Annotated in this window: 22 protein-coding genes; 12 read left to right on the top strand and 10 right to left on the bottom strand. The window is 72.4% G+C overall.

Going from position 1 to position 24537, the window contains the following annotated elements:
* Positions 1-371: 371 nt before the first annotated feature.
* The 3 genes from BLT97_RS29000 to BLT97_RS28990 all read left to right on the top strand — a co-directional run bounded on the left by BLT97_RS29000 (position 372) and on the right by BLT97_RS28990 (position 3100).
* Positions 372-1532 (top strand): hypothetical protein, encoded by a 1161-nt coding sequence (locus BLT97_RS29000; protein WP_143041397.1) that lies wholly within the window; start codon positions 372-374, stop codon positions 1530-1532.
* 87 nt (positions 1533-1619) lie between these two features.
* Entirely contained in the window at positions 1620-2723 is a 1104-nt protein-coding gene (locus BLT97_RS28995; RefSeq protein WP_093615411.1) for a WxL protein peptidoglycan domain-containing protein, read from the top strand.
* Complete coding sequence (locus BLT97_RS28990) at positions 2687-3100, top strand: GNAT family N-acetyltransferase (RefSeq protein WP_093615409.1); 414 nt, start codon at positions 2687-2689, stop codon at positions 3098-3100. Before BLT97_RS28995 ends, BLT97_RS28990 begins: the two co-directional genes overlap by 37 nt.
* 15 nt (positions 3101-3115) lie before the next feature.
* On the opposite strand, the gene BLT97_RS28985 is transcribed toward BLT97_RS28990, so the two are convergent.
* A complete protein-coding gene (locus BLT97_RS28985; protein ID WP_093615578.1) occupies positions 3116-3742 on the bottom strand; it encodes a LysE/ArgO family amino acid transporter in 627 nt (208 codons plus the stop codon).
* 86 nt (positions 3743-3828) lie between these two features.
* Here BLT97_RS28985 and BLT97_RS28980 point away from each other — a divergent pair, with 86 nt between their 5' ends.
* A complete protein-coding gene (locus tag BLT97_RS28980) occupies positions 3829-4761 on the top strand; it encodes a LysR family transcriptional regulator ArgP (RefSeq protein ID WP_093615407.1) in 933 nt (310 codons plus the stop codon).
* A 104-nt stretch (positions 4762-4865) separates the two neighbouring features.
* On the opposite strand, the gene BLT97_RS28975 is transcribed toward BLT97_RS28980, so the two are convergent.
* The gene (locus BLT97_RS28975) at positions 4866-5732 is read right to left on the bottom strand and encodes a LysR family transcriptional regulator (protein WP_093615405.1); all 867 of its coding nucleotides are present in this window, start codon (positions 5730-5732) and stop codon (positions 4866-4868) included.
* A gap of 96 nt (positions 5733-5828) precedes the next feature.
* On the opposite strand from BLT97_RS28975, the gene BLT97_RS28970 reads away from it, so the two are divergent.
* Positions 5829-6593, top strand: a complete 765-nt coding sequence (locus tag BLT97_RS28970) for a CTP synthase C-terminal region-related (seleno)protein (RefSeq protein WP_093615403.1) — start codon at positions 5829-5831, stop codon at positions 6591-6593.
* Positions 6594-6719: 126 nt separating this feature from the next.
* Here the strand turns inward: BLT97_RS28970 and BLT97_RS28965 are convergent, their stop codons facing one another.
* The 6 genes from BLT97_RS28965 to iolC form a co-directional block, all read right to left on the bottom strand.
* Entirely contained in the window at positions 6720-6995 is a 276-nt protein-coding gene (locus BLT97_RS28965; RefSeq protein ID WP_093615401.1) for a hypothetical protein, read from the bottom strand.
* 86 nt (positions 6996-7081) lie between these two features.
* Entirely contained in the window at positions 7082-8584 is a 1503-nt protein-coding gene (gene mmsA, locus BLT97_RS28960; protein ID WP_093615576.1) for a CoA-acylating methylmalonate-semialdehyde dehydrogenase, read from the bottom strand.
* A 62-nt stretch (positions 8585-8646) separates the two neighbouring features.
* Complete coding sequence (gene iolD, locus BLT97_RS28955) at positions 8647-10506, bottom strand: 3D-(3,5/4)-trihydroxycyclohexane-1,2-dione acylhydrolase (decyclizing) (protein ID WP_093615399.1); 1860 nt, start codon at positions 10504-10506, stop codon at positions 8647-8649.
* Positions 10503-11306 carry a 5-deoxy-glucuronate isomerase gene (gene iolB, locus BLT97_RS28950; protein ID WP_093615397.1) on the bottom strand — a complete coding sequence of 268 codons (804 nt, stop codon included), beginning with the start codon at positions 11304-11306 and terminating at the stop codon, positions 10503-10505. Before iolB ends, iolD begins: the two co-directional genes overlap by 4 nt.
* Positions 11307-11333: 27 nt before the next feature.
* A complete protein-coding gene (locus BLT97_RS28945; RefSeq protein ID WP_093615395.1) occupies positions 11334-12224 on the bottom strand; it encodes a Cgl0159 family (beta/alpha)8-fold protein in 891 nt (296 codons plus the stop codon).
* Entirely contained in the window at positions 12221-13231 is a 1011-nt protein-coding gene (gene iolC, locus BLT97_RS28940) for a 5-dehydro-2-deoxygluconokinase (protein WP_093615574.1), read from the bottom strand. Before iolC ends, BLT97_RS28945 begins: the two co-directional genes overlap by 4 nt.
* 214 nt (positions 13232-13445) lie before the next feature.
* Between iolC and BLT97_RS28935 the strand changes: the two genes are divergently transcribed.
* From BLT97_RS28935 to BLT97_RS28925, 3 genes are all read left to right on the top strand, one after another.
* Entirely contained in the window at positions 13446-14354 is a 909-nt protein-coding gene (locus BLT97_RS28935; RefSeq protein WP_093615393.1) for a sugar phosphate isomerase/epimerase family protein, read from the top strand.
* 22 nt (positions 14355-14376) lie between these two features.
* Positions 14377-15330 carry a helix-turn-helix domain-containing protein gene (locus BLT97_RS28930; protein WP_245769605.1) on the top strand — a complete coding sequence of 318 codons (954 nt, stop codon included), beginning with the start codon at positions 14377-14379 and terminating at the stop codon, positions 15328-15330.
* Between the two features lie 369 nt (positions 15331-15699).
* Positions 15700-15897: a helix-turn-helix transcriptional regulator gene (locus BLT97_RS28925; RefSeq protein WP_093615391.1), complete on the top strand. Its 198-nt coding sequence runs from the start codon at positions 15700-15702 to the stop codon at positions 15895-15897.
* Between the two features lie 52 nt (positions 15898-15949).
* On the opposite strand, the gene BLT97_RS28920 is transcribed toward BLT97_RS28925, so the two are convergent.
* Positions 15950-18238 (bottom strand): MMPL family transporter, encoded by a 2289-nt coding sequence (locus tag BLT97_RS28920; RefSeq protein WP_093615389.1) that lies wholly within the window; start codon positions 18236-18238, stop codon positions 15950-15952.
* Between the two features lie 239 nt (positions 18239-18477).
* Here BLT97_RS28920 and BLT97_RS28915 point away from each other — a divergent pair, with 239 nt between their 5' ends.
* Positions 18478-19149 (top strand): TetR/AcrR family transcriptional regulator, encoded by a 672-nt coding sequence (locus BLT97_RS28915; RefSeq protein ID WP_093615387.1) that lies wholly within the window; start codon positions 18478-18480, stop codon positions 19147-19149.
* Between the two features lie 40 nt (positions 19150-19189).
* Here BLT97_RS28915 and BLT97_RS28910 read toward each other — a convergent pair whose 3' ends face one another.
* On the bottom strand, positions 19190-20404 hold the full coding sequence (locus BLT97_RS28910) for a cation:proton antiporter (RefSeq protein ID WP_093615385.1): 1215 nt from the start codon (positions 20402-20404) through the stop codon (positions 19190-19192).
* Positions 20405-20519: 115 nt separating this feature from the next.
* On the opposite strand from BLT97_RS28910, the gene BLT97_RS28905 reads away from it, so the two are divergent.
* The 3 genes from BLT97_RS28905 to BLT97_RS28895 all read left to right on the top strand — a co-directional run bounded on the left by BLT97_RS28905 (position 20520) and on the right by BLT97_RS28895 (position 24284).
* A complete protein-coding gene (locus tag BLT97_RS28905) occupies positions 20520-21425 on the top strand; it encodes a PrsW family intramembrane metalloprotease (RefSeq protein WP_093615383.1) in 906 nt (301 codons plus the stop codon).
* A 104-nt stretch (positions 21426-21529) separates the two neighbouring features.
* Positions 21530-21838 (top strand): heavy-metal-associated domain-containing protein, encoded by a 309-nt coding sequence (locus tag BLT97_RS28900; protein ID WP_093615381.1) that lies wholly within the window; start codon positions 21530-21532, stop codon positions 21836-21838.
* Between the two features lie 112 nt (positions 21839-21950).
* Complete coding sequence (locus BLT97_RS28895; protein ID WP_093615379.1) at positions 21951-24284, top strand: heavy metal translocating P-type ATPase; 2334 nt, start codon at positions 21951-21953, stop codon at positions 24282-24284.
* Positions 24285-24537 lie beyond the last annotated feature (253 nt).

Genomic DNA, 24537 nt, shown 5'->3' with positions numbered 1-24537 from the left:
ACCGCACCACAGCAAGCGAAGCGCACACGAAAACCGGCCACCCTTTCCCGCGCCAACAGGTCAAGGGTGGCCGGTCCGTCGGCACAGGAGTGCCGGTTCCAATGTAAGCGCCATCGCCTTGGGCCGACACCTCCTGTGATCACTTACGGCTGCCCAACTGCCGTATCGCATCAGAGGATCACGACCCGAGGGGGCACCACCCAGTGAGAACCACCCGTAAGCGAAGTCTGGCCTGCGTGGGAGCGCTGGCCCTTGCCGTGGGGGCGGGAGTCGTGGGGCTCGCGGCCCCCGCGAGCGCCGTGACGGGCACCGCCACGGCCAGCATGCACTGCACCTTGCCGCCGGGATCACCGGCGCCGAACCCGCGTGACATGAACGCCACGTACACGGTCGAGGTGCCGGACGAGGTGCAGCCCGGTGACGTGCTGCCGGCCGGTTCGGTCAAGGTGACGCCCACCGCGACGGGCATCACGGTGCCGCTGGCCCTGACCCTGACCATGACACCCTCGCTCACGTTCGAGCTCGACAACGCGGGCATCCCGGACGGGACGAAGGTCACGGTCCAGGGCGACGTACAGGCCTCGCAGAACGTCCCGGCGAACGGCGAGCCGAAGATCGACCCCTGGACCAACAACGCGCCGATCACCATCCCGGCGAGCGCGACCCCGGGCGCGATCAACTGGCTGATCGACTCGTCGAAGACGGTCACCACGATCACCAACCCGCCGCTCGGCGCGCAGGAGACCGTCTGCACGGCGAACGCGCCCAAGGTCTCCGCGGTGGCCAACCAGATCCCCGTGCCGACCGTGCCGACCACGACCAAGCTGACCCCGAACAACGGCGGTCCGGGCACGGCCGTGACGGTGTCGGGCGTCAACTTCGCGCCCGGACCGGTGACCTGCACGGCCTCGCTCGCGGGCGTGGACACCGACACCGGGACCGGTACGGCGGACGCGGCGGGCAACGCGACCTGCACGCTGACCGTGACGACGAAGGCGGACAGCATCCGCATCGGCAGTACGCCGGGCAAGGCCTTCGTGTGGGTGACGCCCATCGAGGGCGTGCCGCACCCCGTCGACATCGAGGTGCTGCCGGGCGCCCTGGCGATCGGACCCGCGGGCGGTCTGCCGACCCTCGACCTGGGCTCGGTCACCATCAACGGCAAGTCCCAGACGGTGACCGGCACGTTCAACGCGGCCGCCGTGCAGGACTTCCGCGGCGGCAGCCTCGGCTGGGACGTCACCGTGACGAGGACGCCGTTCCTCAACGCGGAGACCGGCCACGCCATGAACACGGCGGCGCTCTCCATCGCGCCGACCTGCACCGTGACCAACCCGGACAGCCCGAGCGCCTGCGCGGTGGGTGCGGCCGGCGCGATCACGGACACGCCCAAGCAGGTCGCCTCCCAGGCGCCCGGTGGTGAGGAGCTGACCGGTGGCGAGTTCGCGGTCGGCGGCGGAGCGTCCCTGAAGCTCCCGCCGTTCATGTTCGCGGACGCCTACCAGTCGGTCGTCACGTTCTCGATGGCGTAACCGGCACGGGAGCGGGGTGCGCCCCGGCTCGCTCGGCGGGCGCACCCTGCTCCGACACACCTTCCCCGTACATGACTTGGAGCAGGCATGCCCAGACCGTACGCGTTGATCGTGGCCGCCGTGGTCGGCCTGCTCGTGACCCTCGCCGGGCCTCTCCCGGCCGCCCGCGCGGCGGACAACGGCACCTGGGCCGTCTTCCCCACCCCGCCCGTGGGTTCGGAGAAGAACACCCGCGAGTACTTCGCGCACGAGGCGGACCCGGGCGCGGAGATCGAGGACAGCGCGACCATCGCGAACACCTCGGACGAGGCCCTCACCTTCCGGGTGTTCGCGACGGACGCCGTGAACACCCCGCAGGGCGGCGCCTTCGCGCTGCTTCCGGTGGAGCGCGAGCCGAAGGACGTCGGTACGTGGATCCGCCTGGGCAGGAAGGACGCGGCCCGCGACACCACGCTCACGGTCGAGGCCCGGCAGCGCGTCGACATCCCGTTCCGTATGAAGGTGCCCGCCGACGCGAGCCCGGGCGACCACATCGGCGGCATCGTGGCGCTCAACACCAAGGTGGAAAGCGTCCGCAAGAAGGACAAGGTGCAGGTGGGCGTGCAGCGTTCGGTGGGCGCGCGGATGTATCTGCGGGTCAACGGGCCGGTGGCGCCCGACCTCGCCGTCGAGTCCGTGTCCGTGGCCCGCAGCGCGCCCCTGATCCCCTGGATCTCCGACGCACGGGCCGACGTGACGTACGTCCTGGTCAACCGCGGCAACGTGCGGCTGCGCCCGACCGTCCAGCTGTCCGCCGAAGGGCTCTTCGGGCGCGACGTCCTGACGCAGCGGCCGCGCGCGCTGAAGCTGGAGCTGCTGCCGGGCCAGCGGGTGGAGTTCACCGAACGCTGGGCGGACGCGCCCCAGTTGGACTGGGTCACGCTCAAGGCGACCGCGGGCGCCTTCGACGAGCCGAAGGTGGCGCGGAGCACCGCCGAGACCTCCTTCGTGGCGGCGCCCTGGCGCGTGCTGCTCGCCCTGCTCGGGCTCCTCGTCCTGGTGTTCACCGCGCGAAGGATCCGCCGCGGGGGCGGTCTGCGCGCCCTCGGACGCCGCCTGCGCACGCGCCTGAAAAGAGGGACCGTTCCGCCCAACTCCCGTGATACGGATGAGGAATGGACATCCGCCGCGCAACCGACGCCGACCAGGTGACAGCCGCCGCCCACCTCTTCGACGGGCCGCCCCGCGAGGAGGCCACGCGCCGCTTCCTCGCCGCCGGCGGCCACCACATGTTCTTCGCGTACGAGGACGGCGCGCCCGTCGGGTTCATCACCGGCGTGGAGATCCACCACCCGGACAAGGGCGTCGAGATGTGCCTGTACGAGCTGGCCGTCGACGCCCCGTACCGCCGCCGGGGCATCGCCTCCGCCCTGATCGCCGAACTGTCTCGGCTCGCACGGGAGTTGGGCTGCTACGACATGTGGGTGCCGGTGGACACGGACAACGAGGGGGCGCTCGCCACGTACCGCTGGACGGGGGCGAAGGACGACGGGGTGTGTGCGGTGCTGTTGTGGGAGTTCGACGCGTAAGGCATCGCGCGGAGCTCACAGGGTGCGCAGCAGGAGCATCCCGCCGAGCGAGAGCATCGTGACGGCCACTGCCCCGTCGAGCACCCGCCAGGCGGTCGGCCGGGCCAGCGCGCCGCTGAGCAGCCGCGCCCCGTAGCCGAGCGCCGCGAACCACACGAGGCTGCCCAGCATCGCGCCGATCCCGAACACCCAGCGCAGATCGCCGCGTTGGGACGCCACCGAGCCGAGGAGCAGCACGGTGTCGAGGTAGACATGCGGGTTGAGCCAGGTGAGCGCCAGGCAGGTGAGCACCGCGGCGCGTACGGACCGGGTGCCCGCGCCCTCGGCCCGCAGCCCCTCGCCCTCGGCCGGGCGCAGCACGCGGCGCGCGGCCAGGGCGCCGTAGCCGAGCAGGAACGCGCCGCCCGCGAGGCCCACCACCGTCATCGCCGCCGGCCAGGCGGTAACCACCGCGCCCAGGCCCGCCACCCCAAGGGCGATGAGCACGGCGTCGGAGGCGGCGCAGATCGCGACCACCGGGAGCACCGCCTGTCCGCGCACTCCCTGGCGCAGCACGAAGGCGTTCTGCGCGCCGATCGCGACGATCAGGGAGAGTCCGGTGCCGAAGCCGGCACCGAGGGCCGGCAGGAGTGCGCTGTTCATGCCCTCGACGCTACGGATCACCGCGCCATCAGTACAGCTAAGGTTTCTTACGTACCTTTAGCACTCCTGTCGAAAGAGGTCCGGCCGTGGAACTGCCGCACGACCTGGTCCGCACGCTGCTGGCCGCCGTGGACGAGGGCACCTTCGACGCTGCCGCCGCGTCCCTGCACGTGACCCCCTCGGCGGTCAGCCAGCGCATCAAGGCGCTCGAACAGCGCACCGGACGGGTCCTGTTGATGCGTACGAAGCCCGTCAGGCCCACCGAGTCGGGCGAGGTCGTGGTCCGGTTCGCGCGCCAGCTGAGCGCCCTGGAGCAGGCGGCGCGACTCGATCTAGGGATCGCGCAGGACGAGGCGGACGGCACCGGCGCCACCGGGCCGCGCGCGGCGGCCCGGCTGACCCTCGTCGTGAACGCGGACTCCCTCGCGACCTGGTTCCTGCCCGCCCTGACCCGGGTGCCCCAGGACCCGCCGGTCTGCTTCGAGCTGCTGCGCGAGGACGAGGGGCACTCGGCGGCGCTGCTGCGCGAGGGGCGGGTGATGGCGGCGGTGACCAGCGCGGCGGAGCCGGTGGCGGGGTGCACGGTCCGGCCGCTCGGGCGTGCGCGGTATCTGCCCGCGGCGACACCGGAGTTCACGGAGCGGTTCCTCAGCGGGGGTCCGCTCTCGCGCCTGCTGCCGCACGCACCGGTGGTGGTGTACGACCGGCGCGACGAACTCCAGGACCGCTTCGTCCGCACCCTGACCCGTGGCCGCGCCGGCGCGAGCCCGCTGCGCCACCACGTCCCCACCTCCGAGGGTTTCCGGGACGCGGTCGCCGCCGGGCTCGGCTGGGGCCTGGTCCCGGACATCCAGGCGGCGCCGCTGCTGAGCGCCGGCACCCTCGTCGAACTGGCCCCCGGCAAGCATCTCGACGTCCCGCTGTACTGGCAGCAGTGGAAGCTGGACACCCCCTCCCTCGCCGCGGTGGCGGAGGCGGTGGCCGGGGCGGCGGCGGAGTTCCTGCACACCCGGGCCTGAACCCCCGCGCGCCTGCTTCACCGCCCCCGGCTACGTCCCCGCGCACCTGCCTCACCGCCCCCGGCGGCTACGTCCCCGCGCACCTGCCTCACCGCCCGCGACCGTTACGCCCCCGCACCCAGCCGCTCCGCCAGCACACGCGCCGGGCCCTCCGGAAGGCGGCCGTGCACCACCTCCACCCGGTGCACCAGGTGCGGCGCCGAGAGACCGGTCAGGGCCACGCCCTCGACGAGCCGCGCGGCGGAGGCCGGCAGCAGCGTCAGGCCGTGTCCCGCCGCGACCAGCGCGCCGAGCATGAGCACATCCGTGCCCTCGTACGTGGTCCGGGCGCGGAAGCCGTCCGAGCCCGCGGCCACGCGCAGCCGGGGCAGCGGGATGCCCGTGTCGGGGGCGTCGATCCAGTGGGCCTCCGAGAGGTCGGCCAGGCGGACGGCGGAGCGCCGGGCCAGGGGGTGGCCGGCGGGCAGCACGAGGGCCAGCGGCTCCTCCGCCACGCGCAGCGTCGTGAGCGGTCCGATGTCCGCGAGTGCGAGCGGATCGCTGGGCGCGGCGGCGCCGTCCACCAGGGCGAGGTCCACCTCGCCCGCGGTGACGGCCTGCAAGGTCTCCTCGCGGCCGAGCACGCGCAGGTGCGGGCCCTCGCCCGGCAGGGGCGCGGTGAGCAGGGCGGTACGGGACAGCGGCGTACAGGCGAGGGAAAGGCCCTGTGCGGGTGCTTGGTCGAGGCGGGCCAGATCCGCGCGGGCCGCGTCCAGGCGCAGCAGCAGCGGGCGTGCGTGCTCCATGAGGCGGGCACCGCCCGGGGTGGGCGCCACGGGGCGGCGGGTCAACAGGGTTGTCCCCAGGTCGGTTTCGAGGGCCGCGATGTGTTGCGAGACCGCCGACTGCGTATAGCCGAGGGCGCTCGCCGCGACGGAGAACGAGCCGTGGTCGACCACGGCGACGAAGGTGCGCAGGAGATGGGGATCCACGCCCGCCAGTGTGCATCAGCGCACATCAGCGATGCTGATGCGTCCTCCAGGAATCATCGTTGGACCTGATGCCGGGGGCCGGTTCACGATGGGCGCATGACGACCGCAGCCCGCACACCGCACGCCCACGACAGGCAGATGTCACGGGGGACCGCCCGGATCGCCCTGGTCGGCGACCGCTCCCCCAACGTCCGTTCCCACACCCGGATCCCGGGCCTCCTCGACGCCCTGCGCGAGCGCGAGCAGCTCGGCCTCGAGGCCTACTGGATTCCGACCGAGGAGGCGGCGGCCGAAGGGGTCGAGGGCTTCGACGGGGTCTGGGTGCTGCCCGGCAGCCCGTACCGCAGCGAGGCGGGGGCCGTCAGGGCGGTGCGCACCGCACGCGAACAAGGCATCCCGTTCCTCGGCACCTGCGGCGGGTTCCAGCACGCGGTCCTGGAGTTCGCACGGACCGTGTGCGGCCTCACGGACGCGGCCCACGCCGAGAACGACCCGGGCGCCGAGCGCCAGTTGATCGCACCCCTCGCCTGCTCCCTGGTCGGCCACGAGGGAACGGTCCACCTGCGGCCGGGCTCCCTGGCGCAGCAACTCCTGGGCGCCGAGCGGTCGTTGGAGCGCTACCACTGCGCGTACGCGCTCGTGGAGGACTACCTGGACACCCTGACCGCACACGGCCTGCGCTTCAGCGGTACGGACGACGAAGGCGCCGTCCGCGTCGCCGAGCTCCCTGACCATCCGTTCTTTCTCGCGACCCTGTTCCAGCCGGAGCTGGCGGGCGACGGGACCCGTCCGCATCCGGTGATCCGCGGGTTCGCGGCGGCAGCGGTGCGACGGGCCGCGGCGGCGAAGAGCGCGGTCTGAGGCGGGGTTCGTTCCGCGCGTCACGGCTCGCGCCCAGTCGACCCGAAGACGCCACGGCTCGCGCCCAGTCGACCCGAAGACGCCACGGCTCGCGCCCAGTCGACCCGAAGACGCCACGGCTCGCGCTCAGTTGGACCCGCGCGCCTCGGCGCCCGTCTCGCCCGCGTCCCCGGGGTCCTCGCCGGCCACCCGGCCGACCTGGCGGCCGCTGGGTCCGGTGCCGGTGGTCGAGGGGGCGGTACGGCCGTGCGCGTGCGGATCACCGCCGGTGGGGCGGGAGGCCGCCGTTGCGGCGTCCTGCGCCACATCGCTCTCGCGGGGCGTACCGGCGGGGCGCCGGCCCGAGCCCCAGCCCTCGCGGAGCCTGCCGAGCCAGGCGCGCACCTTGGTCGATGGCTTCATGGGCGCGCGGGTACCCGGCTCCGGGCCTGCGACACGCTGCCCGAAGGAGCGTGCCGCAGACCCGGGACCGGAACCTCGCGCCGCGCTCAGTGGTTGCGCGGGAAGCCCAGGTCCACCCCGGACGGCGCTTCCGACGGGTCCGGCCAGCGGGTCGTGACGACCTTGCCGCGGGTGTAGAAGTGCGTGCCGTCGTTGCCGTAGATGTGGTGGTCGCCGAAGAGCGAGTCCTTCCAGCCGCCGAAGCTGTGGTAGCCGACGGGGACCGGGATCGGCACGTTGACGCCGACCATGCCGGCCTCGACCTCCAGCTGGAAGCGGCGGGCCGCGCCGCCGTCGCGGGTGAAGATCGCGGTGCCGTTGCCGAACGGCGAGGCGTTGATGAGGGCCAGGCCCTCCTCGTACGTCTCGGCGCGAAGCACGCACAGGACCGGGCCGAAGATCTCGTCCTTGTACGCGTCGGCCGTGACCGGGACGCGGTCGAGCAGCGAGAGGCCGATCCAGTGGCCGTTCTCGAAGCCCTCCACGGTGTAGCCGGTGCCGTCGAGGACGACCTCGGCACCCTGGTCGGCGGCGCCGTGCACGTACGAGGCCACCTTGTCGCGGTGGGCCGCGGTGATCAGCGGGCCCATCTCGGAGGTCGGGTCGTTGCCCGGGCCGATCTTGATCTTCTCGGCGCGCTCGCGGATCTTCGCGACCAGCTCGTCACCGGTCGAACCGACCGCCACCACCGCGGAGATGGCCATGCAGCGCTCACCGGCCGAGCCGTACGCGGCGGACACGGCGGCGTCGGCGGCCGCGTCCAGGTCGGCGTCGGGAAGGACCAGCATGTGGTTCTTGGCGCCGCCGAGCGCCTGCACCCGCTTGCCGTTGGCCGAGGCGGTGGTGTGGATGTAGCGGGCGATCGGGGTCGAGCCGACGAACGAGACGGCCGCGACGTCCGGGTGCTCGAGGAGGCGGTCCACGGCAACCTTGTCGCCGTGCACGACGTTGAAGACGCCGTCGGGCAGACCCGCCTCGGCGAGCAGCTCGGCGATCTTCATCGACGCCGACGGGTCCTTCTCGGACGGCTTGAGCACGAAGGTGTTGCCGCAGGCGATGGCCAGCGGGAACATCCACATCGGCACCATGGCCGGGAAGTTGAAGGGCGTGATGCCCGCGACCACACCGAGCGGCTGGCGGATCGAGGCCACGTCCACGCGGCTCGACACGGAGGTGGACAGCTCGCCCTTGAGCTGCACGGTGATCCCGCACGCCAGGTCCACGATCTCCAGACCGCGCGCGACCTCGCCGAGCGCGTCCGAGTGCACCTTGCCGTGCTCGGCGGTGATCAGCTCGGCGATCGCGTCACGGTTGGCGTCGAGCAGCGCGCGGAACTTGAAGAGGATCGACGTGCGCTGGGCGAGCGAGGACTGGCCCCAGGTCGCCCAGGCCTCCTTGGCGGAGGCGACGGCCGCGTCCACCTCCTCGACGGAGGCGAAGTCCACCTGCGTGGTCACGGCGCCGGTCGCCGGGTCGGTGACCGGGCCCGAGCGGCCCGAGGCGCCCTCGACGGTCTTGCCACCGATCCAGTGGTGCACGGTCTTGGTCACGGCGTTCGTCATGGGTACTCCTCGAACTCCTGCTGGTTGTCACAGACGGGGCCGGGCGCCGGTCACAGGTGCCGCCGGCGGTCCCGTACCCGCCGTTCATAGGCCCGGCGCGCCTCGACCGCCGCCTTGCGGCTCGCGGTCTCGGCCACGGGAACATCCCACCACGCCTGCGCGGGCCCCGCGCCCGACACTGTGTCTGCGGATTCGGTCTCCACATAGACACATGTGGGAACGGTGGCCGCGCGGGCCTCGCGCAGGGCTTCCCGCAGCTCACCGACGGTCTTCGCGCGCACCACGCGCATCCCCAGGCTCTCCGCGTTCGCCGCGAGATCCACGGGCAGCGGGTCGCCGGTGTACGTCCCGTCCGCGGCCTTCATCCGGTACGCGGTGGCGAACCGCTCGGCCCCCACGGACTCGCTCAGACCGCCGATGGACGCGTACCCGTGGTTCTGGAGGATCACGACCTTGATCGCGATCCCTTCCTGCACGGCGGTGACGAGCTCGGTGGGCATCATCAGATACGTGCCGTCCCCGACCAGCGCCCAGACCTCGCGCTCGGGCTCGGCGAGCTTCACGCCGATCGCCGCCGGGATCTCGTATCCCATGCAGGAGTAGCCGTATTCGACGTGGTACTGGTCGTGGGACCGGGTGCGCCACAGCTTGTGGAGGTCGCCGGGGAGCGATCCGGCGGCGTTGATCAGGACGTCGCGGTGGTCCACCAACTCGTCCAGGACGCCGAGGACTTGGATCTGGGTGGGGCGGGCGTCGTCGGGGGCGGTGTAGGCGCGGGTGACCAGGGATTCCCAGTCGGCCTTGGCCCGGGTGTACTCCTCCTCGTACGCCTGCGGCACCCGCTCCCCGATCAGGGACCGCAGCTGTGCCATCCCCTCGTGCGCGTCCCCGACCAGCGACACCGCACCCATCTTGTGGGAGTCGAACCCGGAGATGTTGAGGTTCACGAACCGCACATCCGGGTTCTCGAAGAGCGTGCCCGACGCCGTGGTGAAGTCCGTGTACCGGGTGCCGATCCCGATCACCACGTCGGCCGTGCGGGCGAGCCGGTCGGCGGCGGCCGTCCCGGTGTGCCCGATGGCGCCGACGTCCGCGGGATGGTCGTACGGCAGCGACCCCTTGCCCGCCTGCGTGCAGGCCACCGGGATACCCGTGCTCTCGACGAGGGCCCGGAGGGCGGGCTCGGCCCCGGCGTGCCGCACCCCGCCGCCCGCCACGATGAGCGGCCGCCGGGCGGCGCGGATCAGGCCGGCCGCCTCGTGCAGGGAGCGGTCGTCCACCTCGGGCCGCCGCACCCGCCACACCCGCTCACGGAAGAACTCCTCCGGCCAGTCGTACGCCTCCGCCTGCACGTCCTGCGGAAGCGCCAGCGTCACCGCACCCGTCTCGACGGGATCCGCGAGCACCCGCATCGCGCTCAGGGCCGCCGGGATCAGCGCCTCGGGGCGCGTCACGCGGTCGAAGAACTTCGACACCGGCCGCAGGCAGTCGTTCACCGACACATCGCCCGCATGCGGGACTTCGAGCTGCTGGAGCACGGGGTCGGCGGGGCGGGCCGCGAACACGTCGCCGGGCAGCAGGAGTACGGGGAGGTGGTTGATGGTGGCGAGCGCGGCGCCGGTGACCAGGTTCGTCGCGCCCGGGCCGATCGAGGTCGTCACCGCGTGCGTGGACAGGCGCCGCGCGTGCCGCGCGTAGCCGACCGCCGCGTGCACCATCGCCTGCTCGTTGCGCCCCTGGTGGAAGGGCATCTCGTCGGCGTACTCGACGAGCGCCTGGCCGAGCCCGGCCACATTGCCGTGCCCGAAGATGCCCCAGGTCGCGGTGATCAGCCGCTGCCGGCTGCCGTCGCGCTCGGTGTACTGCCGTGCCAGGAACCGGACGAGCGCCTGGGCCGTGGTGAGCCTCATCGGTAACCCTCCGCATGGTCGGGGTGGAACCGGATCCGCCACTCGCGCCCCTCCCCCGGCCCCGCCATCACATTCAGGTAGTACATGTCGTGTCCGGGCTGGGCGATCGACGGCCCGTGCCACCCGTCCGGCACCAGGACCGCGTCCCGCGTACGGACTTCGGCGAGCACATCCGTGCCGCCTGCGCGCGACGGGCTCACGCGCTGGTAGCCGAGCCCTTCCGGGCCGCCGTCGATCTCGAAGTAGTAGATCTCCTCCAACTCGCTTTCTTCACCGGGCACTTGCTCGTCGTGCTTGTGCGGCGGATACGAGGACCAGTTGCCGCCCGGGGTGAGGACCTCCACGGCGATGAGGCGGTCGCAGGCGAAGGCGTCGGCGGCGGCGAGCCCGCGCACCTCGCGCGCGCACCGTCCGCTGCCGCGCGCTTCGAGCGGAACCTCCGCCGCGGGGCCGTAGCGAGCCGGGAGTCTCCGCTCGCATTTCGCTCCTGCCAAAGCGAACCGGCCTCCCACGGCGGAGGCGATCTGGGCGTGGGAGTCACGCGGCACATAGGCGAAATCGGTGGCTCCCGCGTAGACGTCCTTGCGGCCGTCGAGTTCGAACAGCGATCCGTCCACGAAGACGGTGCAGCCGCCGGTGAGCGGCAGCACGATCCACTCGCTGTCCCCGGCGGCGAGGGTGTGCGAGCCGCCGGGCGGCAGGTCGAGGACGCGCAGGGCCGCAAAGGACCAGCCGGCCGTCTCCGGACCGATGTCCAGGGCGTACGGCCCGTGCGCCGTTGTGCCGGCGGGTAGGTGCATCACAGCCCTCCAGAGGGGTCGAGCAGATCAGAGCAGTCCGACGGCCGTGTCCACGGCGGCCGCGACATCGTCATCGGGCGGATAGAGCAGCGAACGGCCCACGACGAGCCCCTGCACGGTGGGCAGTTGCAGGGCGCCGCGCCATTTCTCGTACGCGGCCTCCTGGTCGCCCTGCGTGTCCCCGCCGAGGATCACCGTGGGCAGCGTGGAGGCGGCCATGACGCGCTCCATGTCGTCGGGGTTCTCGGTGACGGGCACCTTCAGCCAGGTGTACGCGGAGGTCCCGGCGAGTCCGGAGGCGACGGCGATCGAGGTGGTCACGGCCTCGGCGGAGAGGTCGTTGTGCAGCAGCCCCTCGGTGCGCCGGGACACGAAGGGCTCGACGAACACCGGGAGCCGGCGCTCGGCCATCTCGTCGATCACGCGCGCGCTGGAGTGCAGGGTGGCGAGCGAGCCCGGGTCGTCGTAGTCGATACGCAGCAGCAGCTTGCCGCCGTCCAGGCCGGAGCGCTGGAGGTCGGCGGGCCGGTAGCCGGTGAAACGGTCGTCGAGCTCGAAGGCGGAGCCCGCGAGGCCGCCGCGGTTCATCGAGCCGAGCGCCACCTTGTCGTCGAGCGCACCGAGCAGCAGCAGGTCGTCGAGGATGTCTGCCGTGGCCAACACCCCGTCCACGCCCGGGTGTTCGAGGGCCAGGCAGAGCCGCTCCAGCAGGTCGAGGCGGTTGGCCATGGCGAGCGGGCGGCCGCCGACGGCGAGCGCGCCGCGCGCCGGATGGTCCGCGGCGACGATCATCAGGCGGCCGGAGTCGCCGATCAGCCTCCCGCGCCGGCGCCGCGCCGCGGCCGCCTCCGCCACGGCTTCGGGGCGCCGGGCCCGCGTACGGGCGAGCTCGGCGGGGCTGATCACCGGGACGCTCATCTCCGGCCGCCGTCCGCAGAGCCGCCCGCACCGGGTCCGTCCTCACCGCGACCGCCGTCCGCCGGGCCGCCCTCACCGTGGCCGTCCGCCACCCGGCCGCCGGCCAGGACCGCCTCGACCTCGTGCGCGTACGGCATCGCGGAGGAGCAGGCGAGGCGTGCGGCGACGATCGCCCCCGCCGCGTTCGCATACTGCATCACGCGCTCCAGGTCCCAGCCGGACAGGAGCCCGTGGCACAGCGCGCCGCCGAAGGCGTCCCCGGCTCCCAGCCCGTTGACCACCTCGACCGGCACGGGCGGCACCTCGGCGCTCTCGCCCTTGCTGTTCATGGCGAGCACCCCCTTGGGGCCCTGCTTGACCACCGCGAGCTCGACCCCGTACCCGAGCAACTCCCGTGCGGCGTCCAGAGGTTCCCGTACGCCCGTGGCGATCTCGCACTCCTCCAGGTTGCCCACGGCGACCGTGGCGTGGGTGAGGGCCTGCGCGTAGTACGGGCGCGGCTCCTCGTGCCAGAACATGGGCCGCCAGTCCAGGTCGAAGACGGTGAGGCCGGCGCGGGAGCGCGCGGCGAGGGCGGCGAGGGTGGCGTCACGGCTGGGCTGTGCGCTCAGGCCGGTGCCCGTCATCCAGAACACCCGTGCCGCACGCACCGCTTCGAGGTCCAGCTCGCCCGGGTGGATCTCCAGGTCGGGCGCCTTCGGCTGCCGGTAGAAGTAGAGCGGGAAGTCGTCGGGCGGGAAGATCTCGCAGAACGTGACGGGCGTGGGCAGTCCGTCGACCGGCGTGACCCAGCGGTCGTCGATGCCGAACTCCCGCAGCGCCTGGTGGAGATACGCGCCGAAGGGGTCCGCTCCCGTGCGGGTGATCACCGCCGTGCGCCGCCCGAGCCGGGCCGCGGCCACCGCGACGTTGGAGGCGGAGCCGCCGAGGAACTTGCCGAAGGTCTCCACCTCGGCGAGCGGCACCCCGGTCTGCAGCGGGTAGAGGTCCACGCCGATCCGGCCCATGGTGAGGACGTCGAACGCACGGAACTGGCCTTGCGGTTCGGACACCGGCCACGCCCCTTCGGATCGCCTTCGTCCCCAAGTGGTACCGCCGACTCCAGGTCTAATGCCGCCCGCGCCACACTGTCAACGGATTGTCCTTACATTCGGACCATGACCCGCACGGGGCATACCGCCTCCTTGACACCCCTCTCGAACCGCCGGAAAGCTGACGTTCATGACGGCGGCACCCGGGCTCTCCCGCATCCGTATCGGCTCCGCCCCCGACTCCTGGGGCGTGTGGTTCCCCGACGACCCGCATCAGGTGCCGTGGCGTCAGTTCCTGGACGAGGTGAGCGAGTCGGGGTACGAGTGGATCGAGCTCGGGCCGTACGGCTATCTGCCCACCGACCCCGACGTGCTGCGCGCGGAGACGGAGCGGCGGGGCCTCAAGGTGTCGGCGGGCACGGTCTTCACCGGCCTCCACCACGGACCTTCCGTCTGGGACTCCACCTGGGAGCAGGTCGCGAAGGTGGCCGCGCTCGCGCGCTCGCAGGGCGCGGAGCACCTGGTCGTCATTCCGTCCTTCTGGCGGGACGACAAGACGGGTGCGGTCCTGGAGGACCGCGAGCTGACCGCGGAACAATGGCGTGAACTGGCCCGTGGATACGAGCGGTTGGCGCGCGAGGTGCGCGAGACGTACGGCCTGAGGATCGTCGTGCACCCGCACGCGGACACGCACATCGACACCGAGGACAATGTCACGCGTTTCCTGGACGCGACCGACCCCGACCTGGTCTCGCTCTGCCTCGACACGGGGCACTACGCGTACTGCGGCGGCGACAACGTGAAGCTGATCGAGACCTACGGCTCGCGCATCGGCTATCTGCACCTCAAGCAGGTCGACCCCGAGGTGCTCGCCGCCGTGCGCGCCGAGGACCTGCCGTTCGGTCCGGCCGTCGGGCGCGGCGTGATGTGCGAGCCGCCGGCCGGAGTCCCGGCCCTGCAACCGGTCCTGACGGCCGCTCAGGGGCTCGGGATCGAGCTCTTCGCGATCGTCGAGCAGGACATGTACCCCTGCGAGCCGGACCGTCCCCTGCCCATCGCGCGCCGCACCCGCGCCTATCTGCGCTCCTGCGGGGCGTGACCGAGGAGGCCGTGCGGTGCGCATCAAGGCGACGGTTCCCGCCGGGGCACAGCGCTGCCCGTCGGGCACCTGGGAGCGCGTGCTGGGGGTGCCGCATCCGCGGCTGCGGCCCGGAATCCTCGCGTACCGGGGCTTCCGCTTCGCGCTGCCGGGTCCGCGGCGCCGGCTCGAAACCCCGGTGCCCGCGGTCACATTGCTGCTCGGCTTCGACCGTCCGCTGCGGGTGCACCACGCCCGGCGGCCCTCGGTCAGCCGTGTCTGCGCGGTGTCCGGGCTCGCCACCACGCCGGTGGTCGGCGAGCACGACGGGCGGCTGTCCGGCATCGAGGTTCTGATCGCGCCCTGGGCTGCGTTCACGCTCTTCGGCCTCGACCAGTACGAACTCGCCGACCAGGTGGCCGATCCGGCGGAGGCCCTGCCCGGGGTGTTCGGCGGCCGCAGCACCGTGGCGGACCTCGCGGGCGCACTGAGCTCCCTGCCGACCTGGGGCATGCGCTTCGCGCTGCTCGACGAGGTGTTCACGCGCTGGTCCGAGCAGGGCGCCCCCTGCTCGGCGCGGACGGTCGCGGCGTGGAACGAGCTGGTGCGCACCTCCGGGGCCGTGCCCGTGAGCGCGCTCGCCGATCAGGTCGGCTGGAGCATCCGCCAGTTGGAGAACCGCTTCCGCGAGCAGATCGGGCTCAGCCCGAAGGCGGCCGCGCGGGTGCTGCGGCTTCAGCGGGCCCGGCGGATGCTGGCCGCGGGCCGCAGCCAGGCGGAGACGGCGGCGGCCTGCGGGTTCTACGACCAGTCGCATCTCAGCGGCGAGTTCCGCGCGATGACGGGCTGTACGCCGGGTGAGTTCGCCGCGGCCCGCCGCTCGCCCGCCGTCACGGCCGGGCCGCCGGTGCCGGACCGGTTGCAGGGCGAGGCGACGAGTCTGCTGCTGCCCGCAAGCGGAAGTGCGCCTTTCTCCAAGACCCTTCCCGCCCCCTGAGGCACCCTGATGCAGTCGACCTTCGCCGGGGGAACGGGGGTCGCCAAGGGCCGGGTTCCCGTGCAGTGAACCCGGCCCTTTGTCTGCCCGGAACCCCGGGGTGTACCCACCTCCGCGCACGGCCAATCCGGGACAAACACGCACGGTTCTGTTGCAAACTTTCCCCTTCCGTCACAGACGTCTCACTCACGCGGGTTTCCCGTCACGCGCCTTCAACAGCCACTTCCCTCTCGTCACTGCCCGTCGTTCACGGGGCAAAGGCTGAGTGATCGACAGCACACGCTGCGTGATCGCCGTGACAGACGCACCCGGCTCCCCCGCCGGCCTCCCCCGGGCCGCCGCCGCGGTGCGCACAGGGAGGTGCCACACATGACCGACCGCGAACTCTGGTCGTACAAGGACATCGCCGCACACATCCGGGTCCAGCCGGACACCGTGCGCTCGTACCGCAAGCATGGGCTGCTCCCCCCGCCGGACCGGGTCGAGAACGGCAAGCCGTACTGGTACGCGGACACCATCCGCCGCTGGGTGGCCTCGCGGCCGGGCAACAGAGGACGCAAGGAGTAGCCGTACGCCCACCGAGGCCCCCGCCCCGAACAGGGGTGGGGGCCTTGCGGGTTCAGGCGTCGGCGCCGACCTTCTCGCGCGAGGCGGCCGTCGTCGCCGCGGCCTCGGGTGCCGTCTCGCGTGCCGCCTCGGCCGGTGCCTCGCCCTCGCGCAGCCCGAACCGCTCGTGCAGCCGGCGCAGCGGGCCCGGCGCCCACCAGGTCCAGCGGCCGGTCAGCTTGAGGACGGCGGGGACCAGGAGGCTGCGTACGACCATCGCGTCCATCAGGACGGCGAGCGCGATTCCGAGGCCGAGCATCTTCGTGTTGGTGACGCGCGAGGTGCCGATGGCCACCATCACCACAGCAAGGATCACCGCGGCCGCCGTGATGAGCCCGCCGGTGTGCTGGAGCCCGAACTTCACGGCGTGCTCGTGCCGGCCGGTGCGGTCGTACTCCTCCTTGATCCGCGAGAGCAGGAACACCCCGTAGTCCATGGAGAGTCCGAAGGCCACGCAGAACATGAGGACGGGCAGGGTGGTCTCGATGTCGCCGGTCGAGGTGAAGCCCAGCAGGCCGGACAGATGGCCTTCCTGGAACACCCACACCATGGCGCCGAACATCGCGGTGAGGCTGAGGCCGTTGAGCAGCACCGCCTGGAGTGGGATCAGGACGCTGCCGGTGAGCAGGAAGACCAGGAGCAGCGTGACCACCGCGATGATCGCGAGAGCCCACGGCAGCTGCTCGCCGATCGCCGCCTTGGAGTCCTCCAGCTGGGCGGCGCGCCCGGTCACCGAGGTCTCGAACGGGGCGTCCTGGGCGCGCAGTTCATGGACGAGCTGCTGCGCCTCGGGCCCGACGGCCTCGCCCTTCGGCAGCACGGTGAAGTACGCGGCCTCGCCCGAGGCGGAAGGCACGGGGCCCTCGACCCGCAGCACGTCGGGAAGGCCCGCGACCCGGGCGCGGTACGCCCCGTACTCCTCGGGCGTGCCCTGCTCCGCGAGCACCTTGAGCGCGCCGTCGGGGCTGCCGGGGAACCCCTCGCGGATGTGCTGCTGCACGACGTGGGACTCGGCGCTCGCGGGGAGCTGACGGTCGTCCGGGGTGCCGAACTTGACGCCCAGGAACGGCAGTCCGAGCAGCAGCAGACCGGCGGTGGTGGCGAGGGCGAAGACGGGCGCGCGGCGCATCACGAGCGCGGCCGCCCTGCCCCAGCCGGCGCCCTGCTCCTTCTTCGGCGCGCGGTCGCGGCGCCAGAGCCTGCGCAGGTCGAGGGAGTTGACCCGGTACCCGAGCAGCATGAGGGCGGCGGGCAGCAGGATCAGGGCAGCCGCGGCGGCAAGCAGCACCACGGCGATTCCGGCGTACGCGAACGAGCGCAGGAAGTACTGCGGGAAGAGCAGCATCGCCGCCAGCGACACCGCGACCGTCAGCGCCGAGAACAGCACGGTCCGTCCGGCGGTGCGCAGGGTCGTGCCCACCGCGGCCCGCACGTCGGCACCCGCGGCCAGCTCCTCGCGGTAGCGGCGGACGATGAACAGGGCGTAGTCGATGGCGAGTCCGAGCCCCAGCGCGGTGGTGAGGTTCATCGCGAACACGGAGACGTCGGTGAACTCGGTGAGGCCGCGCAGCACCGCGTTCGTGCCGAGGATGGCCACGATGCCGACGAGCAGCGGAAGCAGGGCCGCGACCGCGCTGCCGAACACCATCACGAGCAGCACCAGCGTGATCGGCAGGGCGATCATCTCGGCCCGGAGCAGGTCGTCCTGGATGGTCTCGGTCATCTCGTGCTGGACGGCGACGGGGCCGCCGATCGACACCTCGACAGGACCGTGCTCACCGCGCAGCCCCGGCGCGATCCGCTCCAGGGTCTCGGCGGCGGTCTTCTCATCGCCCTCGATGCGGGCGGAGATCAGGGCCTGCCGGCCGTCCTCGGCACGCAGCGCGGGCCGCGCCCGTTCCGGTGCCTGCCAGTACGAGCCGACGCCGGTCACCCCGTCCTCGGCGGCCAGCTCCCCGGCGAGGCGGCGGCCTTCCGCGGCCACGGCGGGATCGTCCACGCCCGCGCTCCCCGCGTCGACGAGCAGCAGCACATTGGGCTCGGAGTCGGGGAACTCCCGCTCCAACGCCTCGGCGGCATACGTGGATTCGGCGGCCGGGTCCTCCCAGCCGCCGCTGCCCATCCGGTCCGCGACCCCGCTGCCGGCGAACACCGCGAGCGCGGTGACGACCAACGCGATCAGGAGCGAGAGCCGGGGGCGGGCGGTCACGAGGCGGGTGAAACCGCCGGGCTCGGGCGCGGCGTCGCGGCCGGGCGCCGTCGCGGGGCCGGGCTCGGGCGGGCGTGCGGGTGCGGTGGGCATAGCGGTGTCCCCTTCACCGTGCTAAACACGAGCAATCGCTCGTGTTTTTCAAGAATGCGAGCGACCGCTCGCATTTGTCAATCGGGACCTCGGGCGGTTCCCCATGTACGCAGAGGCCCGTCCTGGCCGGTTCCCCATGTACGCAAGGGCCGCCCCGGCCGGTTCCCCTCGCACACAGGGGCCCGCCCGGGCCGCTCGCATAGGCTCGTCCCACAGGGACCAGGGAGTTGGAGAGATCGATGCCCGAGCAGGAGCCACCGCCCGCCGCACCGAAGCCGCGCCGCCGCCAGGCCCGCGGCGAGCGCCGGGCCGCGCAGCTTCTGGACGCGGCGGCCGTGGTGTTCAGCCGGGTCGGGTACACGGCCGCGAGCACGAACGCGATCGCACGCGAGGCGGAGGTGTCCCCCGGGACGCTCTACCAGTTCTTCCCGAACAAGGAGGCCATCGCCGTCGAGCTGGGCAACCGGCTCCTGGAGCAGTGGCGTGAGTCGTACGGTCAGGCGCTGTCCGCCGCGAACCTCGACCTGCCGCTGGCCGAGCTGCTGGACGCGGTGGTCGACCCGCTGCTCGAGTTCAACGCGCAGAACCCGGCGTTCCACGTCCTGATGCACGGACCGGACGCCCCGGGCCAGGTGACGGCCGCGTTCGAGGCCTTCCACAGCGTGGTGCTGCACCGGATCGAGGAGATACTCGCGACCTATCTCCCCGAGGCGCCCAAGGCCGAGACCACCCGCGTGACCACCACCACGCTCGCCCTGTTCAAGGCCGGTCTGGACCTGATCGCCGCACATCCGGACGAGCGTGAGGAGTACCAGGAGGAGCTGAAGAAGGTGCTCTTCCGCTACCTCGACCCGATGCTCTGCGAGGAGCCCCCGGCACCCGGCGCCGCCGCGCAGCAGCCGGAGGCCTGAGCGGCACCCCGCGCCCCCGCCCCCGGCACGGCGCGCCCCCTCACCACGCCTCCGCCCCCTGCCGCGGCCCGCCGGGCAGGGCCTTGCGCCCGGCCCCCGCCCGCAGCTTCATCGCGACCAGCGGGAACACGAGCACCGACACCATCGCGGCGCCGACCAGCGCGGCCGCCTCGCTGCTCTTCAGGAGGTGCTCCTCGAGGCCGATCGTCGTGATCGCCACGACCAGCGGCAGCGCGGTGGACGCGTACACGCTGAGCGCCGTCCGGTCCCGGCGGCCGAGATCGCGCGGCGCGAGCAGCCATACGGGGACGCCCCGCACGCACAGGAACAGGACCAGGAAGAGCGGGAGCAGCAGCAGCGCACGCCCGCCTTCGAGCAGGGCGGCGAGGTCGAAGCTGATCCCGGTGACCACGTAGAAGAGCGGCACGAGGAAGCCGAAGCCCATCGCCTCCACCTTGGAGACGACCTCGTGCGCGCTGTCGGGCGCCGCCCGGTGCAGCACGATCCGGGTGATCATCCCGGCGGCGAACGCGCCGAGCAGCACATCGAGCCCGAGCCAGGTGGCCAGGCCCAGCATCAGCGCGAGCAGCAGCACGACCAGCCGGACCGCGAACTGCCCGCTGCTGTGCAGGGTCTTGGCGATCACATGCGCGAACCAGGGCTGGTGCGGGCGCATGGCCCACCACACCGCGCCCGCGGTCAGAAGCCCGAACAGGACGAGCACGACGGTGGACTGTCCGGCGCTGCGTCCGCTCAGCAGGATCGCCATCGCGATGATCGGCCCGAACTCGCCGCAGGCGCCGACCGCCTGCATGACGGAGCCGAAGCGGCTGCGCAGGTCGCCGGCGTCCTTCAGGAGGGGCAGGACGGTGCCGAGGGCCGTGGAGGTGAGGGCCGTGCCGATGCAGACGGCCTTGCTGAAGCCGCCGGACGCGAGCAGCAGCCCGACCCCGAGGCCGAGCACCAGCGCGCAGACCCAGGCCCAGGCCGCCCGGGTGAGGGTGTCGCCGCGGATCCGGTCGAACTCGATCTCGTATCCCGCGAGGAAGATCAGCATCGCGAGCCCGAGATGCGAGAGCCCGTCGACCAGCTCGCCCTCGGTGGCCCAGCCCAGCACGTCGGGTCCGATGACGATGCCGAGCAGGATCTCGAAGATGACCAGCGGGACCGGCAGCCAGCGGCCCACGCCGTAGGCGAGCAGGGGCGCGAGGACCGCGATGGACATGATCAGGATCAGCGTCCCGGACTGCGACATAACGGCTGTTTACCATAAACTCCGGACAAACCGCTCCCGCAGTCCGCCCAGCTCCGACCGGCCGGCCCTCCCCGCTCACGACCGGTCAAATCCGCTGAATCCGGAGGTACTTGCCATGCCCACCACGCCCGTGAGCAGCCCTCCGGAGGTCACCCCCGGCTTGTGGAAACGCTGCCTGTGGGGCGGCCTGGCCCTGTGGCTCCTGACCGCGGTGGTCACGTACGCCACGAAGAACACCACGCTCCTGCCGACCCTGATCCTGCTCGGCAGCTTCCTGGTGCCGGCCGTCTTCGTCATGTGGGCCTACGAGCGGCACGGCCGCGACCTCGGCGTGGGCGTGATCCTCGGCTGCTTCGTGACCGGCGGCATCCTCGGGGTGCTCGGCGCCTCGGTGATGGAGTACTACCTGCTTCACCCCTCCCTGTGGATGTTCGTCGGGGTCGGCCTGATCGAGGAGGCGGTCAAGCTCGCGGCCCTGATGTGGGCGGTCCGCCGCCGCCCGCGCCTGCACGGCATCCGGACCGGCCTGGTGCTCGGCGCCGCGGTGGGCTTCGGCTTCGCGGCCTTCGAGAGTGCGGGGTACGCCTTCAACGCGGCCGTCACCACCAAGGGCATCGATCTGCGCGCCCTCCTGGAGACGGAACTCCTGCGCGGGGTACTCGCCCCCTTCGGACACGGCCTGTGGACGGCGATCGCGGGCGCGGTGCTCTTCGCCTTCCGCCGCCCCGACGGCCGCTTCCGTTTCGCCGGGCCGGTGATCGGCGCGTACCTGGGGGTGTCGCTGCTGCACGCTCTGTGGGACTCGATGCACGGCATCGCGATCTGGCTGGTCGCGCGGCTCACCACCTCCGGCCTCGACCGCTCGCTCTTCGCCCAGGGCTACATCCCCGACCCGACCGACCAGCAGAAACACCTCTTCACGCTGTTCTCGGTCGGCGGGCTCGTACTGATCTCGCTGATCGGCATCCAGTGGCTGCGCTCGCTCGCGCGTCGCGACAGCACTTGGAAAAGTACCCCCTAGGGGTATACGGTGGAGAGCGTGAGGGAGGCCCCGGCAGAACCGGCCTCCCCATGGGGCACCCTGGTGCCACCCCCGCAAACGCACTCCCTCGACAGGAGAACGACATGACCGCCCAGACCGAGCTCCCCCAGGCCGAGACCACCGGTTCCTGCTGCGGCGGCAGCAGCTGCGGCACGACGCAGGCCGCCGACACGCAGGCCGGCGTGACCACCGTCTACCAGGTCAAGGGCATGACCTGCGGCCACTGCGAGGGTGCGGTCTCCAGCGAGATCTCCGAGCTGCCCGGTGTCACCTCGGTCAAGGCCGTGACCTCCACCGGCCAGGTCACCGTGATCTCCGAGGCGCCCCTCGACGACGAGGCCGTGCGCGCCGCGGTGGACGAGGCCGGTTACGAGCTGACCGGCCGCGCCTGAGCCGTCGAAGCGACAGGGGGTGTGCGGCCGTCGGCCGTACGCCCCCTCGGCCGTTGCCGGCGCTCCCGCTTCACCCCACGGCGCCCACCCCTCGTATCCCTGGAAGAACCCCATGCCCCAGACGGCCTCCGACACCGCTGCCATAACCCCTGACGCCGCGCCGCTGCCGACCTCCGAGGTCGAGCTGGCCATCGGCGGGATGACCTGCGCCTCCTGCTCCTCGCGCATCGAGCGCAAGCTCAACCGGATCGAGGGCGTCACGGCCTCGGTCAACCTCGCGACCGAGAAGGCGCGGGTGGCGTACGGGGGCGAGGTCGCGGTCGGCGATCTGATCGCGACCGTGGAGAAGCTCGGGTACTCGGCGCACGAGATCGTGCCGGCCGCGCCCGCTTCGTCCGCCTCGTCCGCCTCGTCCGATGAGGCCGGTGCGGGCGCCGCGGCGCCCGAGGACCGCGAGGCGGACGGGCTGCGGCAGCGGTTCACCGTCAGCGCCGCGCTCGCGCTGCCCGTGATCCTCATGGCGATGGTGCCGGCACTGCAGTTCGACAACTGGCAGTGGCTCTCGCTCACGCTGGCCGCGCCCGTGGTGGTGTGGGGCGGGCTGCCGTTCCACCGGGCCGCGTGGACCAACGCGCGGCACGGCTCGGCCGCCATGGACACCCTGGTCTCGGTCGGCACGCTCGCCGCCTTCGGCTGGTCGCTGTGGGCGCTGTTCCTCGGCGACGCGGGGATGCCGGGGATGCGGCACGGTTTCGACTTCTCCGTGTCGCGTACGGACGGCTCCTCCACGATCTACCTCGAAGTGGCCGCCGGAGTCGTCACGTTCATCCTGCTCGGGCGCTGGCTCGAGGCGCGCGCGAAGCGCAAGGCGGGAGCCGCGCTGCGGGCGCTCCTGGAGCTGGGCGCGCGCGACGCGGCCGTGCTGCGCGGCGGGGTGGAGGTGCGGGTGCCGGTGGAGGCGCTGCGGGTGGGCGACCGTTTCGTCGTACGGCCCGGCGAGAAGGTCGCCACGGACGGCACCGTCGTCGAGGGCACGTCGGCCGTCGACGCCTCGCTCCTGACCGGCGAGTCGGCGCCGGTGGACGTCTCCCCCGGCTCGGCGGTGACGGGCGCGACGGTGAACGCGGGCGGGCGCCTGGTCGTCGAGGCCACGCGCGTGGGCGCCGACACCCAGCTCGCCCACATGGCGAAGCTGGTCGAGGACGCGCAGACCGGCAAGGCCGAGGTGCAGCGGCTCGCGGACCGGATCGCCGCGGTGTTCGTGCCCGTGGTGCTGCTGATCGCGGTGGCCACGCTCGGGTTCTGGCTCGGGTCGACGGGCGACGCGAGCGCGGCGTTCACGGCGGCGGTCGCGGTGCTGATCATCGCCTGCCCGTGCGCGCTCGGCCTCGCGACGCCCACCGCCCTGATGGTCGGTACGGGACGCGGCGCCCAGCTCGGCATCCTCATCAAGGGCCCCGAGGTCCTGGAGTCCACGCGCCGCGTGGACACGGTCGTGCTCGACAAGACGGGGACGGTGACGAGCGGGCGGATGGAGCTCGTGTCGACGGTGACCGCTCCCGGCACCGGGGAAAAGCAGGCGCTGCGGTACGCGGCGGCGGTCGAGCACGCCTCGGAGCATCCGGTGGGGCGGGCCGTGGCGGCCGGGTACGAAGCCGAGCCGTCGGACGGCGAGGGTTCCTCCGGTGAACTGCCGCCGGTCACGGACTTCTCCAACGTGCCCGGACTCGGCGTGCGGGGCACGGTCGAGGGCCGCGAGGTCCTGGTGGGGCGGGCCGCCCTGCTGGCGGCCGAGGGCATCTCCGTACCGGACGAACTCGCCGCCGCACAGCGCGCGGCCGCCGGGCGCGGGCAGACCGCGGTCCTGGTCGCCTGGGAGGGCGCTGCGCGGGCCGTGCTCGCCGTCGCCGACGCGGTGAAGCCCACGAGCGCCGAGGCGGTGACGCGGCTGAAGGCGCTGGGTCTGGAGCCGGTCCTGCTCACCGGCGACAACACCGCCGTGGCGCGGACCGTGGCCGCCGAGGTCGGGATCCCCGCCGAGCAGGTGATCGCCGAGGTGCTGCCGCAGGCCAAGGTGGACGTGGTCCGAAGGCTGCAGCGCGAGGGCCGTACGGTCGCCATGGTCGGCGACGGTGTGAACGACGCCGCCGCCCTCGCCACCGCCGACCTGGGCCTGGCGATGGGCACGGGCACCGACGCGGCGATCCAGGCCGGCGACCTCACGCTCGTACGGGGTGATCTGCGCGTGGCCGCCGACGCGATCCGCCTCGCGCGGCGCACGCTCGCCACGATCAAGGGCAACCTGTTCTGGGCCTTCGGCTACAACGTCGCGGCGCTTCCGCTGGCCGCGGCGGGCCTGCTGAACCCGATGATCGCGGGCGCGGCCATGGCCTTCTCCTCGGTGTTCGTGGTGAGCAACAGCCTGCGCCTGCGCCGATTCTCCTGACCGCCCGGGTTTCACCTGGGGCTTCACATACTCACCACAACTCCCTTACGCTATGGATCGATTCGGCACATCAGGTTCGATGCACCGATTCGGCACGGTTTCAGGACACAGCCGAGAGACGTAGATCACAGAGATTCCAACGTAACCATTCGGTGGGCTCGAAGGTCTAAGAGGCGATGACAGAAACGTCTTGGGGGGCGTTTCGGTCGTCAGGGGATGTCTTGGGGGACGTTCCCAGTCCGCGTTGGCCGGG

Origin of the sequence: Streptomyces indicus (genome assembly GCF_900100315.1) — a bacterium.
Lineage (GTDB): Bacteria > Actinomycetota > Actinomycetes > Streptomycetales > Streptomycetaceae > Streptomyces > Streptomyces indicus.
This window is presented reverse-complemented; position numbering and strand designations above follow the sequence as displayed.